This window comes from Collinsella tanakaei (assembly GCF_021531055.1).
GTDB classification, from domain to species: Bacteria; Actinomycetota; Coriobacteriia; order Coriobacteriales; family Coriobacteriaceae; genus Collinsella; species Collinsella tanakaei_B.
Map to the genome: position 1 here is coordinate 273,875 of NZ_JADYTL010000001.1, position 13,938 is coordinate 287,812.

Annotated in this window: 10 protein-coding genes; 1 reads left to right on the forward strand and 9 read right to left on the reverse strand. The window is 64.7% G+C overall.

Annotated elements, in window-relative coordinates; all coding sequences use genetic code 11:
• Positions 1 to 2: 2 nt before the first annotated feature.
• The 8 genes from I6E04_RS01265 to I6E04_RS01300 form a co-directional block, all read right to left on the reverse strand.
• Positions 3 to 1,046, reverse strand: a complete 1,044-nt coding sequence (locus I6E04_RS01265) for a DHH family phosphoesterase (protein ID WP_235421331.1) — start codon at positions 1,044 to 1,046, stop codon at positions 3 to 5.
• A complete protein-coding gene (gene rbfA, locus I6E04_RS01270) occupies positions 1,039 to 1,449 on the reverse strand; it encodes a 30S ribosome-binding factor RbfA (RefSeq protein WP_235421332.1) in 411 nt (136 codons plus the stop codon). The genes I6E04_RS01265 and rbfA overlap by 8 nt, the downstream gene beginning before the upstream one ends.
• Positions 1,450 to 1,460: 11 nt before the next feature.
• On the reverse strand, positions 1,461 to 4,142 hold the full coding sequence (gene infB, locus I6E04_RS01275) for a translation initiation factor IF-2 (protein ID WP_235421334.1): 2,682 nt from the start codon (positions 4,140 to 4,142) through the stop codon (positions 1,461 to 1,463).
• Positions 4,143 to 4,236: 94 nt separating this feature from the next.
• Positions 4,237 to 5,493: a transcription termination factor NusA gene (gene nusA, locus I6E04_RS01280; protein ID WP_235421336.1), complete on the reverse strand. Its 1,257-nt coding sequence runs from the start codon at positions 5,491 to 5,493 to the stop codon at positions 4,237 to 4,239.
• Entirely contained in the window at positions 5,493 to 5,987 is a 495-nt protein-coding gene (rimP, locus tag I6E04_RS01285) for a ribosome maturation factor RimP (RefSeq protein WP_235421337.1), read from the reverse strand. The genes nusA and rimP overlap by 1 nt, the downstream gene beginning before the upstream one ends.
• Positions 5,988 to 6,318: 331 nt before the next feature.
• Positions 6,319 to 7,743, reverse strand: coding sequence for a sodium:solute symporter family protein (locus I6E04_RS01290; RefSeq protein ID WP_235421339.1), 1,425 nt, complete (start codon positions 7,741 to 7,743; stop codon positions 6,319 to 6,321).
• Positions 7,744 to 8,121: 378 nt separating this feature from the next.
• Positions 8,122 to 10,689, reverse strand: a complete 2,568-nt coding sequence (leuS, locus tag I6E04_RS01295; RefSeq protein ID WP_235421341.1) for a leucine--tRNA ligase — start codon at positions 10,687 to 10,689, stop codon at positions 8,122 to 8,124.
• 490 nt (positions 10,690 to 11,179) lie between these two features.
• A complete protein-coding gene (locus I6E04_RS01300) occupies positions 11,180 to 12,691 on the reverse strand; it encodes an IMP dehydrogenase (RefSeq protein ID WP_235421343.1) in 1,512 nt (503 codons plus the stop codon).
• A gap of 218 nt (positions 12,692 to 12,909) precedes the next feature.
• Here I6E04_RS01300 and I6E04_RS01305 point away from each other — a divergent pair, with 218 nt between their 5' ends.
• Positions 12,910 to 13,245 (forward strand): winged helix-turn-helix domain-containing protein, encoded by a 336-nt coding sequence (locus I6E04_RS01305; protein ID WP_235421345.1) that lies wholly within the window; start codon positions 12,910 to 12,912, stop codon positions 13,243 to 13,245.
• Positions 13,246 to 13,355: 110 nt separating this feature from the next.
• Here the strand turns inward: I6E04_RS01305 and I6E04_RS01310 are convergent, their stop codons facing one another.
• Positions 13,356 to 13,931 (reverse strand): manganese efflux pump MntP, encoded by a 576-nt coding sequence (locus tag I6E04_RS01310; protein ID WP_235421347.1) that lies wholly within the window; start codon positions 13,929 to 13,931, stop codon positions 13,356 to 13,358.
• Positions 13,932 to 13,938: the final 7 nt, after the last annotated feature.

Below are 13,938 nucleotides of genomic sequence, written 5' to 3' on the forward strand. Positions count from 1 at the left end.
ACCTACAGCTCGATATGCAGGTCGCCGGCATCCTCACCGACCAGCTCGCACAACATGGGGAGCGCATCGGAAAGCGTCTCGACGATGCTGCCCTCATAGGTGAAGCCCGCCGCGGCGGCATGCCCTCCCCCACCGAAATGGGCGGCGACGCCGGAAACGTCGAGATCGCACTTGGAACGCAGGTTGCCACGGACCTTGTGACAGCACTCCGTCTCCTTGACGAACAGGCACACGTCGACACCGAGCACGGAACGGACCACGTCGACCAAACCGTCGCACTCATCGGAGGTGACGCCGTATTCGGTAAGGTCGGACGCGTACGCGTAACTGTATGCGACCCGACCGCCGGCGACGGTATGGATGCGGCTCATGACGAGCGACTCGAGCTTGAGGTAGGCAAGGCGCTGGCTCTGGTAGACCTCGAGCGCGACGCGCGAGGGCTCGGCACCGGCGTCGACGAGGCGCGCGGCGCAGGCGAAGGCGGCGGGGTCGGCGTTTTGATACTGGAAACGGCCGGTATCGGTCACCAACCCGCACAACAGGCAGGTCGCGACCTCGCCGGAATACGGGATGTGCGCCCACCGGAGGAACTCCTCGATGAGCACGGCCGTCGCTGCGGCGGAGACGCGCCTGATCGACACCTCGGCGAATTCCTCGCGCGCCGGATGGTGGTCGAAACACGCGACGGCACCGGAGCGACGGAGCACGTCCGCACCGTCGGCGAGACGCTCGAGCACCGGGCAATCGACGGCGATGAACAGCGCCGGATCGGCCGTGAGCGTCGCCGCCGGCACGATCCTGCCCGAACCCGCCATGAAACGGTAGATGCGCGGCACCTGGCCGTTATCGGCGAGCAGCAAGGCGACCCGCTTGTCGGGATAGCGCGCCTCGAGCGCCAGGCCGAGGCCGAGCACCGAACCCAAGGCGTCGCCGTCGGGCGAGGTGTGCCCGCAGATGGCGATGGAGGGCGCGTCCTCGATCATGGCGAGGACGCGCGAAAAATCATGTTCAAGCCCGGGCTCGATGCGCCCGCAGCGGCTACTCATCGTCGTGAGCCTCCTGATCGGATGGCTGGATGGGATATCCCTCTTCGTCCTTCTCGATGGACATCGTCGCGGGCACGTTCTCGAGCGCGCGGGCGATGGTCTCGGCCGCATCGGTCGAGCGGTCGATGCGGAAATCGAGCTCGGGGCAGACGCGCCAATCGAGCGTCCGCGCGAGCAGGCTGCGGATGCGACCACGGGCGTTGTCGAGGGCCTCGAGCACCTCCTCGTAGCGGTCGGCCTCACAGGAGACGAACACGCGCGCATAGGCACGATCGACGCTCACCTCGACCCCCGTCAACGTGATCAGGTCGAGACGGGGATCGGAGATCTCGAACAGCAGGATGTAGCCGAGCTTCTCGCGAAGCTGCTCGCCAAGACGGCGCGTCGCCGCGGTCTGCTTCATGCGGACACCCCCTACTCGGTACGGGCGACCTCGACGACCTTATACGCCTCGAGGATGTCGCCCACCTTGATATCCTGGAACTTCTCGATGCCCAGACCGCACTCGTAGCCGGACTTGACGCTCTTGACGTCGTCCTTGAAGCGACGCATGGACGCGAAGGTGCCGTCGAAGACGACCACGCCGTCGCGCACGACGCGCACGCGGTCGCTGCGCTCGATCTCGCCCTCGGTGACCATGCAGCCGGCGATGAGGCCGACCTTGGGCACGCGGAAGGTCTCGCGGACCTCGGCCTCGCCGGTACGGACCTCCTCCTCGGTGGGCTTCAGCAGGCCGACGCGCGCCGCGTCGATGTCCTCGATCGCCTTGTAGATGATCGAGTAGGTCTTGATCTGCACGTTCTCCTTCTCGGCAAGATCGCGGGCCTTACCCTGCGGACGCACGCCGAAGCCGATGATGATGGCGTTGGACGCGGCGGCGAGCACGACATCGGTCTCGGTGATCGCACCGACGGCGGAGTGGATGATGTTGATACGGACCTCGGACTGGTCCATCTTGCCCAGCGCGTCGGCCAGCGCCTCGATGGAGCCCTGGACGTCCGCCTTGACGACGAGGTTGAGCTCGGCGAGCTCGTTTTCGCTCATCTCGGAGAACAGGGTCTCGAGCGTGACGTGCTTGACCTTGTTCTGCTCCTCGATGCGGGCCTTGAGCGAGCGCTGCTCGGCGAGGTCGCGCGCATCGCGCTCGTCCTCGAAGACGCGGAACTCGTCGCCGGCGGCGGGCACGGAGTTGAGGCCCAAGATCTCCACGGCGTCGGAGGGGCGGGCCTCCTTGACGGGGTTGCCGTGCTGGTCGAGCATGGCGCGGACGCGACCGTAGGCCATGCCGGCGACGAGCGAGTCGCCGACGTGGAGCGTGCCGCGGTTGACAAGCACGGTCGCGACCGGGCCGCGACCGCGGTCGAGCTTGGCCTCGATGATGTAGCCGGACGCGAAGGTGTCGGGGTTGGCCTTGAGCTCGAGCACGTCGGCCTGCAGCAGGATGGTCTCGAGCAGGTCGTCGATGCCGGTCTTCTGACGCGCCGACACGTTCACGAACATGTTCTGGCCGCCCCACTCCTCGGGGATGACGCCGTACTCGACGAGCTCCTGGCGGACGCGATCGGGGTTCGCATCGGGCTTGTCGCACTTGTTGACGGCGACGACGATGGGCACGCCGGCCGCCTTGGAGTGGTTGATGGCCTCGACGGTCTGCGGCATGACGCCGTCGTCGGCGGCGACGACCAGCACGACCACGTCGGTGATCTTGGCACCGCGGGCACGCATGGCGGTGAACGCCTCGTGACCCGGGGTGTCGACGAAGGTGATCTGACGGCCGTTGATCATGACCTGGGACGCGCCGATGTGCTGCGTGATGCCGCCGGCCTCGTGCGTGGCGACGCCGGTGTGGCGGATGGCGTCGAGCAGGCTCGTCTTGCCGTGGTCGACGTGGCCCATGACGGTGACCACGGGCGGACGCGGCTTGAGGTCGGACGGGTCGTCGTAGAAGCTGAAGGAGTTCTCCTCCTCCGGCGTGATGATCTTGATCTGGCGACCGAGGTCGTCGGCGACGAGCTCCACGAGGTCGTCGGACATGGACTGCGTCATGGTGAGCGGCGTGCCGAGCAGGAACAGGCGTTTGATGATATCGTTGGCCGACACCTCGAGCGCCTCGGCGAGCTCGGCCACGGTGACACCCTGGGAGACGCGCACGGCGTCGAGCTCCTCGGGGTTCACGCCCTGGGCGAGCGCCTCCTCGATCTTCTTCTCCTCACGCAGCTGCGCGGCCTCACGCTCGCGCTTCTCCTTGCGCTTGCGACGGCGACCGGTCGACTCGCGGCTGGCCTCCTCGACGGCGGCACGGGCCTCCTCGAGGACGCGCTCGCGGCTGTACTCCTCCGCCTCGCGGGCCATGCGCGAGTAATGGTCGCCGTGCGACTCCTGCTGACCACGGCGCTTCTTGCCGCCGCGACCGGCCTTGTCGGGAGCCGGGACGTCCATGCCGGCGGGCACCGACGGCGCGGCGTTGGTGCGGCGCGAGCGCCCGGTGGGCTCGTCGGAACCGCGATGATCGCCATGGTCGGCCTTGCGGCCACCGCGACGGTCGCCGCGACGCGAATCGGCCTCGGCCTTCTTCTTGGTCTCGGCCTCCTTCTTCTCCTTGAGGACGACCTCCTGCGCGGCGATCTGGTCGAGCAGGGAGCGGAACCGCGAGCCCGAATCGCTCGCCGGCACCGCGCGGCGCTTGGCCTCGAGTTCGGCCTGGCGCGCAGCCTCGGCGGCGCGCTCGCGCTCGATGCGCTCGGCCTCGGCGGCAGCCGCACGCGCGGCCTCCTCGGCGGCGAGGGCGGCCTGGGACAGGCGTCGCTCCTCCTCACGACGACGCTCAGCCTCGATGCGGGCGGCCTCGGCGGCGGCGGCCTTCTCGGCCTCCTCGCGCTCGGCGGCCTCCTTCTCGGCGAGCTTCGAAGCCTCGATCTCCGCCTTACGCGCCTCGAGCACGGGCGCGAGCTTCTTTTTGACCATGGACACGTAGGCATCCTCGAGCGTCGAGGACGCGGACTTCGCCGGGATCTTCATCTCGGCGAGGTGCTCGAGCAGCTCCTTGGACGACATTCCAAAATCTTTGGCCAGGCTTGATACGCGGACCTTTGCCATATGCCATTCACCTACCTCTCGGGCGCGCGACGCGCCCTGCACAGCATTCGTCGGAAACGGGTGGGGCCGGTGTCATACGCGACACCCGACACCGTTAGATGAGATCCTCCGCATCCTCGAATGCGTCGACGCCGTCCTCGACGGAAAGCGTATCGTGGACGCCACAGTAATTGGAGCCGGGACGGGCCTGGTTGCGGCAGCGGATGCCGTTCTCGCCCACATAGGCGCAGCGCTCGGGCTCGTCATCGGAAAGCAGGTCCTCGGCGGGCTCGGGCACGACCGGGACGTTGCGCAGGATATCGGCGGCGAGCGTCTCGTTCTTGATATCGATGTGCCAACCGGTCAGACGGGCGGCCAGACGGGCGTTTTGGCCCTCCTTGCCGATCGCGAGCGACAGCTGGTCGTCGGGGACGATCACACCGGCATAGTTCTTCTCCTCGTCGATGAGCACGCGCGTGACCTTGGCCGGCGACAGGGCGTTGGCGACATAGGCCGCCGGATCGGCATCCCACAGGATGACGTCGACGCGCTCGCCGCGAAGCTCGGATACGACGGCGCGCACGCGGCTGCCCTTCGGGCCGACGCAGGCGCCCACCGGATCCAGGCGGTCGTCGAGCGAGTGGACGGCGACCTTGGAGCGCTGGCCGGGCTCACGGGCGATCGACTTGATCTCGACGGTGCCCTCGTAGATCTCGGGGATCTCGCCCTCGAACAGGCGACGGATGAGCGCAGGGTGCGTACGCGAGATCACGATCGGCGGACGGGAGTGCTCGCCGCGGACCGGGGGCAGCGTCGAGTTGGGGTCGCGCACGTCGATGATCACGGCCTTGATGCGCTGGTTGTGCAGGTAGCGCTCACCGTGCGGGCGCTCGTTGCGCTCGTTCTCGTAGCGGCGCTGATCGAAATGGGGCAGCTCGGCCTCGACACCCTCGCGGATCTTGACGATCGTGAAGTCGGGCGTGGACTGCAGGACGGTGCCGGTGATGATATCGCCGATGCGGCTCGAGAACTCCTCGTAGATCTGCTCGCGGGCCGAGTTGCGCACGATGGCGTTGATCTCGGCCTTGGCGTGTTGCGCCGCGATGCGCGAGGTGTCCTTGGGCGTGACGTCGATCTCCTCGAACTCGGTGTAGTTGCCCTCCTCGTCCATGGAGTCGTCGATAGGCACGAGCTTGTAGACGTAGATCTTGCCGGTGGCGCGGTCGATGGTGACCTTGGCGCCCCAATCCAGATGCAAGATCTCGGCGTAGCTCTTGGCGAGCGACTGCTCCAGGCGGTCGATCAGGTAGAGCTGGTCGATGTGCTTCTCGGCGCAAAGCGCCATCAGGGCTTCCATCATCTCCGATGCCATTACTTGCCATCCTTTCCGCGGCTGAAGTCGAAGACCGGCTTCAGCGTGCATTTCTTGATCTCATCGTGGGGAATCGTCACGGTCTCGTCGTCCTCGAGCGAAAGCGTCACGGCGTGCTCGTCGACCGAGACGATGGCGCCCTTGAACTTGCGCCTGCCCTCGGTCGCCGTGGTCGTGAGCTCGACGGCCTCGCCCGTGAAGCGCTCGAAATCGCTCGGACGACGCAGCGGGCGCGCCATGCCGGGGCTCGACACCTCGAGCGTGTAGGAACCGGCGATGGGATCGAGCTTCTCGATGACAGCGCTCACCCACGCGCTTTGCGCCGTCACCTCGTCGAGCGAGATCGGATCCCCGTCCGCGCGATCGATGCGCACGCGCAGGCAGGGCGCCTTCGTCGCACCGACGACCTCGACATCGACGACATCGATGCCGTGATCGGGCGCGACGGCCTCGAGCGCGTCGATGACCTGCTGTTCGAGCTTGCTTTTGACCATGCAGCACCTCCCCATACAAGAAAGGAAGCGCGGGCGAACCCGCACTCCCTTACCGTTACAGCTTCAATTGCCCGTCTATCATAGCATATGCAGGTCAGATGCGTGTTTACGGCGCGATGACGGCCGATTTCTGGCCATGGGCCTTCGCAAATTGCACACAATACCGCTCGGCGGACGGTGCGCCATGGCGGATGTGCCAGGCGCGGTACCGTGAATCGTGCCCCACGTCGGCACGAACGATCGGAAGGATCCCCCTATCCCCCGGACACGCGAAACGGGGCCCCGCGGAAAGCGGGACCCCGTCGATACCGAGTCGTGTGCCGTGATGCGGCTACTCCTCCAGATAGGCGGACGGAGCCGCGGGCACGCCGCGCTTCCACTCGATGGCGTTCACGACGAAGAACACCACGACGGAGATAAAGCAGCCGAACACGACGGGTAGGATGCCGAACAGGAAGTCGCCGCCGGACAGCACCTGCCAGAAGATGAAGCCGATGGTACCGCCCACCAGCGAGAGGATGCCGGAGTTCTTCGTGGCGTTCTTGACCACGAGACCCAGGCCGTAGGCCGCGAACGGGCCGGCGCAGCGGATGCCGAAGGCGAACGTGTTCATGGTGACGATCGGGACACCGAACATCGAGATGCAGATGGCGATGATGGCGAACACGACGTTGCAGGCACGGGTGTAGAAAACCGTCTGCTTATCGTTGAGCTCACGACCGCCGTACTTGAGGTACAGGTCCTTCATGAGGATCGTCGACATGCACAGCAGGTTGGAGTCGGCCGACGACATGGTGGCGCAGATGATCGCGGCGCACACGATGCCGGAGACGAAGCCCGGCGCATGGGCGGTCGTCACCTCGAGCATGGCGTTGGCACCGGCGTTCGGCAAGCCGGGCATGGTCGCGGCGGCGCACAGACCGAGCAGCGTCGGGAAGAACGCCATGGCGGCCATCAAGACGGCTGACAGCCAAGCGGCGCGCGTGGCGGTCTTCTCGTCCTTAGCGGACTCGAAGCGCGTAACCATTTCGGGACCGGCGAGGAAGGTGCAGAAGTAGTTGAATATGTAGCCTATGATCGTCACGACGCCGATGGTCGTGAAGTCGAGCTGCGCGGGCGGCAACGCCGCGGCCACGGTATCCCAACCGCCGCAGCCCTCGATGACGATCGGCGTGGCGATCGCCAGACCGATGAGGATGACGCAGAACTGGATGAGGTCGGCCACCTGGTCGGCGACCATACCGCCGAAGGTGGTGTAGAAGATCACGACGAAACCCGCCGCGACGAGTGCGACGTTGGTGGGGATACCGACCAGCGTGGAGACGACGCTGCCGGCGGCGGTGATCTGCGAGGAGGTCAGGCAGAACAGGGACAGGACCGAGAGCACGGCGGTGATGGTGCTCGAGGTGTCGCCGAAGCGACGACCGACGACCTCGGGGATGGTCACGGCCATGGTCTTGCGGATCTTGGGCGCGAAGTACGCGAGCGGGATCATGGCGATGGATGCCGCGAGCACGTACCACACGGCGCTGATGCCCCACTCGCCGTAGGCGCGCTGCGCCAGACCGGTGGTGGAGCCGCCGCCGATGTTGTTGGCGGACAGCGAGAACGCCACGAAGAGCAGGCCCATCCGTCGACCGGCGACCATGTAGTCTTCACTGTTCTTGATGTTGAGCTTGCCGACGATGAAGCCGATCGACAGCATCACGACAAGATACACGCCCACGATGATCAGGGCTTGCGTGTTGAGGTGCATCGAATCCCTTCTTCCCTAGCGAGTGCAGACAACCTTAGTGCAATAATAATTTCTTGCACGCAATAAGAGAGTATTATCACGATGGGAATTTCGACACATCAGTTGGGCGAACGGTGGAATGCGGCGGGTGGGCGTTACGCCGATGCGAATCGCCAGCTCGAATACCAGGTCGCGCGAGCGCGAGCGACAGGCGGCCTCAACGTCTCGTGAAGTCGCAACGACACCCCGCGTTCGGATACCCGGCGCGATCGTCAACCCATCGTGTCGTGCAGTCGTCAGGACAGCCTGTCCGCCGCGCCCTTGTCGCCTGCAATCAAAAGCCGCGGTCCCACAATCGGGACCGCGACTCACCATGCGGCTGGATTATCGAGCGATCGGCTACTTGACCACGAGATTCACGAGCTTGCCAGGCACGCAGATGGCCTTGACGAGGGTCTTGCCCTCGAGCCACTTGCCGGCGACGGCGACGGCGGCCGCCTGCATCTGCTCGGACGTGGCGTTCGTGGGAACCATGGCGCGAGCGCGCATCTTGCCGAGCACCTGCACGGCGATCTCGACCTCGTCCTCGACGGTCTCGGCAAGGTCGAACGTCGGCCAGCTCGCCGTATAGGCGTAAGAGTCGTGGCCCAGCGCGTTGTGCCACAGCTCATCGGCCCAGAACGGGCAGATCGGCGCGAGCACGGACACGATGTCGGTCGCGACCAGATAGCTGAGCGCGGCGTCGAGGTCCTCGCCGGTGTTGAGATAGGCGCTCGCCGCGTTGACGAGCTCCATGATGGCCGAGATCGCGGTGTTGAACTGCTGGCGGTCGAAATCCTCGGTGCACTTGGCGATCGTGCGATGGCGCTCGCGGTACAGCTTCATCGCGGCAGCGGACAGGGCGCCCTTATCGAGCACGGCGTTCGCATCGCCGGCGTTGGCGAGCGTCCACACGATGCGCCACGCGCGCTTGAGGAAGCGGTTCGCACCGGCGACGGCATCCTCGTCCCAATCGAAGTCCTTCTCGGGCGGGGCGATGAACAGGATCGCCAGACGCATCGTATCGGCGCCGTAGGGCTCGATCACGCTCGAGGGCGGCACGACGTTGCCCTTGGACTTGGACATCGTCTCGCCGTTGGCATCCTTGACCATGCCCTGGCACAGCAGGTTGGTGAAGGGCTCGTCCACGTCGAGCATACCCATATCGCGCAGGGCCTTGGTGAAGAAGCGCGAGTACAGCAGGTGCAGGATCGCATGCTCGATGCCGCCGATGTAGTTGTCGACGGGCATCCAGCGATCGGCAGCCTCGCGGGAGAACGGCAACTCCGTGTTATGCGGATCGCAATAGCGCAGGTAGTACCAGCTGGAGCACGTGAAGGTGTCCATGGTGTCGGTCTCGCGACGGGCGGGCCTGCCGCACACCGGGCAGGTCGTCTCGTAGAAATCCGCGCACTCGGCGAGCGTCTCGCCCGCGCCCAAATCGAGGTTGTCCGGCAGCATGACGGGAAGCTGGTCCTCCGGAACCGGCACGATACCGCAGTGATCGCAGTGGATGGCCGGGATGGGGTTGCCCCAGTAACGCTGACGGGAGATCAGCCAGTCGCGCAGGCGGAACTCGACCTTGCGACGACCGGTGCCGGCAGCCTCGAGATCGGCCACGATCGCGGCCTCACCCTCGGAGTGCTTGCCGCCGCGCATGCCGGTATACTTGCCGGACTGGACGAGCGTGCCCTCGGCGGCATGCGCGGAGTCCCAGTCGACCGTCTCGGCATGATAGGTATCGATGGACTCCCCCGCCTCCTCGATGGCAGCACGCTCATCGTCCATGAGGATGATCGGCACGATGGGCAGGTCGTACTTGCGGGCGAACTCGAAGTCGCGCTGGTCGCCGCAGGGCACCGCCATGACGGCGCCGGTGCCGTAATCGGACACGATGTAATCGGCGACCCAGACCGGCACTTTCTGGCCGGACACGGGGTTCACGACATAGCGGCCCGTGAACGCTCCGTGCTTCTCGAGCGTGCCCTGGGCGCGCTCGACCGCGGAGATCTTCTTGGCACCCTCGACGATCGCCATGACGTCATGCTCGTACTCGGTACCGGCGACGAGGTCGTGAAGGCCCTCGTACTCGGGCGCGAGCAGGAAGAACGTGCAGCCGAACAGCGTGTCGGCGCGGGTGGTGAACACGGTGATCTTACCCTCGTCGCCCGCGATCGGCTCACTGTCTGCGTCGCACATCGTGAAGTCGACCTCGGCGCCCTCGGAGCGGCCGATCCAGTTGGCCTGCATCTGCTTGACGCGCTCGGGCCAGCCGGGCAGCTTCTCGAGATCGTCGAGGAGCTCCTGCGCGTAGTCGGTGATCTTGAAGTACCACTGTTCCAGATCGCGCTTCTCGGGCTCGGAACCGCAGCGCCAGCACTTGCCCTCGGTAACCTGCTCGTTGGCGAGCACCGTCTTGCAGGTGGGGCACCAGTTGACCGGGCTCTTCTTGCGATAGACGAGACCGCGCTCCCACATCTTCTCGAAGATCCACTGACCCCATCGGTAGTAATCGGGGCTGCAGGTCTTGACCAAACGGTCCATGTCGTAGGAGAAGCCCATGCGCTTCATGGTGGCAAGAGCCTGGTCCATGTTCTTGTACGTCCAGGCGCCGGCCTGCGTGTTGTGCTTGATGGCGGCGTTCTCGGCGGGCAGGCCGAACGCATCGAAGCCGATGGGATGCAGCACGTCGAAGCCGCGCATGCGGGCCTGACGCGCCATGGCGTCGCCGATCGTGTAGTTGCGGGCGTGGCCCATGTGCAGATCGCCCGAGGGATACGGGAACATCTCGAGCACGTACTTCTTGGGCTTGTCGGAATCGGTATCGACCGCGAACACGTCGTCGCGATCCCAGGCTTCGATCCATTTGGCCTCGATCGCAGCCGCGTCGTACGCGGGGATCTCCTTATGATCGGTGCAGTCGCACATACAGGCTCCTTTGCGGATACAAACAGTAACGTTCCAGATTCTAGCAAAACGCTCGCGCATGATGGAGTGGACGAAGCGGGATATACCCCATTTCCCATGACGATGGCGCAAACCCGGGCTCCCGGCTCATTCGCGGAGGGGGCACGATGCCGTATGCTCCCCTACCGATGCGGCAACTTGCTAGATTTGCAGTTTTCGGGGGTTTTCGGCTGCACGCGAGTCATTCAGTATGTCACCGAAATATGACATAGCTGTTTACCAGCACTTTCATTAACGGTCATAGTGGACTTTCTGAATTTCAGACTCAAAACCCCCGAAAACTGCAAATCTAGCAAGTTGATATCGGACACGCGCTCCGCACAAACGATTTAACCTCGAAATCCGGTTCCCAAGGATACGGCGGTACGCGATCGCCATAGCAAAACAGGGGCTTTGCGGCGCCGCCGCAAAGCCCCTGTCCATATACGCGTTTCGGTATCGCGTCGCCGTCTTAGTTGTAGCTCACCGTCTGCTGGGAATCCTTCACCACGACGTCATGCGCACCGCCCTCGACGATCGAGGTCGCGGAAACGAGCGTGAGACGCGCCTTCTGCTGCAGCTCCTTGATGGTGAGCGCGCCGCAGTTGCACATGGTCGATTTGACCTTGTAGAGCGTATTGCTCACGCCGTCCTTAAGCGAGCCCGCATAGGGCACGTAGGAGTCGACGCCCTCGACGAAGGAAAGCTTCGCCGCGCCGCCCAGGTCGTAGCGCTGCCAGTTGCGGGCGCGCGCCGAGCCCTCGCCCCAGTACTCCTTCATGTACTGACCGTTGACGTTCACACGGGTGGTCGGGCTCTCGTCGAAGCGCGCGAAATAACGGCCGAGCATCATGAAGTCGGCGCCCATGGCGAGCGCGAGCGTCATGTGGTAGTCGTACACGATGCCACCGTCGGAGCAGACGGGAACGTAGACGCCGGTCTCCTCGAAGTACTCGTCGCGGGCGCGGCACACGTCGATGAGCGCCGTCGCCTGACCGCGTCCGATGCCCTTGGTCTCGCGGGTGATGCAGATCGAACCGCCACCGATACCGACCTTGATGAAGTCGGCGCCGCAGTCGGCCAGGAAGCGGAAGCCGTCGGCATCCACGACGTTGCCGGCGCCGACCTTGACGGAATCGCCGTAGTTCGCGCGGATCCACTCGATGGTGCGCTTCTGCCACTCGGAGAAGCCCTCGGAGGAGTCGATGCACAGCACGTCGGCGCCGGCCTCGATGAGCAGCGGCACGCGCTCGGCGTAGTCGCGCGTGTTGATGCCCGCGCCCACCATGTAGCGCTTGTTGGCGTCGAGCAGCTCGTTGGGGTTGGTCTTGTGCGAGTCGTAATCCTTGCGGAACACGATGCCGACCAGATGATCGTTTTCATCGACGCACGGCAGGGCGTTGAGCTTGTTGTCCCAGATGACGTCGTTGGCGCGCTTGAGGGTGATGTCCTTGTCGCCCACGATGAGCTTCTCGCGCGGCGTCATGAACTCGGAGACCTTCTTGGAATGGTCGTCGCGGGAGGGACGGTAGTCGCGGCTCGTCACGATGCCGAGCAGACGACCGCGCGGGGTGCCGTCGTCGGTGACGGGCATGGTGGAGTGGCCGGTCGTCTCCTTGAGCGCCATGACCTGCTCCATGGTCATATCGGGCGTGAGCGTGGAGTCGGACTCGACGAAGCCCGCCTTGTGGTCCTTCACGGCCTTGACCATAGCGGCCTCCTGCTCGGGGGTCTGCGAGCCGTAGATGAAGCTCATACCGCCCTCGGTGGCGAGCGCCACGCCCATGTCCACACCGGACACGGACTGCATGATCGCGGAAACCATGGGGATGTTCAGGCTGATGGAAGGCTCCTCGCCGCGCTTGAAGCGAACGAGCGGGGTCTTGAGCGAGACGTTGTTGGGGATGCACTCGGAAGACGAGTAACCGGGCACCAGAAGATACTCGGAGAACGTGTGGGACTCACCGGGGAAAAACATTGCCATGGATACTCCTCCTCAGAGTTCGGGCGCGATCCGTCTTCGGGCGCAGCGGCACCGAGGACACGTCGCGCGGTTTCGCGTTCGAACCGCATGGCAGGCGGTTCATTGAGCCATTGTAGTGCAAAAATGCTGCTACAATGCCGTGTGGTGCAAGATTTCAAGCATTTTGCCCACGGTTTTCCAAACGCCGAGGACGGGCTTTAGCGCAAAGGAGCGCACGGATGGCGATTGTGGCGACGGCACGACTCAAATTCAAGAACCCCGACATCGAGGCGCCGGGCGCCTTCGGCTACGGCATCGCGCTGCTGCTCGCCGGCGTCGAGGAGGAGCACTCGCTCAACCGTGCCGCCAAACGCATGGGCATGGCCTATTCCAAAGCATGGCGAATCGTGCGAGAGGCGGAAACCCAGTTGGGATACGACTTGCTCGAGCGCGACGGTGCCCGCGGTTCGACCCTCACCGACAAGGGAAAGCGCGCCCTCGAGGTGTTCTGGTCCATCCAGCACGACGTCGACGAGATCCTCGCCCGTCGCGCTCATGAACTCGAGGATCTCTAGCGCGTGAGCAGGCGATATGAGGTCGGACGTGAGCTCATGCGTCCACTATGTGAAAGTACGTCGGACGTGATTTCACCTACGTCCAGCCTCATTTCATCCGCGCAGATAAATCAGCCGAACAGGGCCTTCAGGCCGATGAGGATCAGCACGATGCCGCCCGCGATCGTGGCGCGCGGACCGAAATGCGACCCGAGCTTGCGCCCGACGACAAGCACCGCCAAACAGCACGCGAACGTCGTGACGCCGATGGCGCCGCCGTACAACACGATATCCTTGCCGCTCGCGGCAAACGAAACGCCGACGACGAACGCATCGATGGAGGTGGCGATGGCCTCCATGAAGATCGTCGGCCAGGTGAGCCGGCTCGACGGGCAGCTTTCCGGCTCATGGAGCTCGCGTACGGCCTCCCATACCATCTTCCCTCCGACGAACGCGAGGATGAGGAACGAAACGATACCGGCGTACGCCTCGATGAGCGGGGCCACGAGCGTACCGCCGAAATAGCCGGCGATCGGCATGCCCATCTGGAACAGCGCGAAGGCAACCGGCATGGCGAGCTTACGCGAACGCGGCATATCCGGTTCGCACAGCGTGTTGGATAGGGTGACGGCCATGGCATCCATGGCGAGCGCGACGCCCAAAACGAGCGCCTCGACCAAATTGGCGAGCGTAAACGAAGCGATCAAGACATCC

Excerpts from the sequence above, each read along its gene's own strand:
- rbfA (WP_235421332.1), bottom strand. The coding sequence starts at position 1,449 with ATGAAGCAGACCGCGGCGACGCGCCGTCTTGGCGAGCAGCTTCGCGAG.
- leuS (WP_235421341.1), bottom strand. The coding sequence starts at position 10,689 with ATGTGCGACTGCACCGATCATAAGGAGATCCCCGCGTACGACGCGGCT.
- nusA (WP_235421336.1), bottom strand. The coding sequence starts at position 5,493 with ATGGCATCGGAGATGATGGAAGCCCTGATGGCGCTTTGCGCCGAGAAG.
- infB (WP_235421334.1), bottom strand. The coding sequence starts at position 4,142 with ATGGCAAAGGTCCGCGTATCAAGCCTGGCCAAAGATTTTGGAATGTCG.
- rimP (WP_235421337.1), bottom strand. The coding sequence starts at position 5,987 with ATGGTCAAAAGCAAGCTCGAACAGCAGGTCATCGACGCGCTCGAGGCC.
- I6E04_RS01265 (WP_235421331.1), bottom strand. The coding sequence starts at position 1,046 with ATGAGTAGCCGCTGCGGGCGCATCGAGCCCGGGCTTGAACATGATTTT.
- I6E04_RS01290 (WP_235421339.1), bottom strand. The coding sequence starts at position 7,743 with ATGCACCTCAACACGCAAGCCCTGATCATCGTGGGCGTGTATCTTGTC.
- I6E04_RS01300 (WP_235421343.1), bottom strand. The coding sequence starts at position 12,691 with ATGGCAATGTTTTTCCCCGGTGAGTCCCACACGTTCTCCGAGTATCTT.
- I6E04_RS01305 (WP_235421345.1), top strand. The coding sequence starts at position 12,910 with ATGGCGATTGTGGCGACGGCACGACTCAAATTCAAGAACCCCGACATC.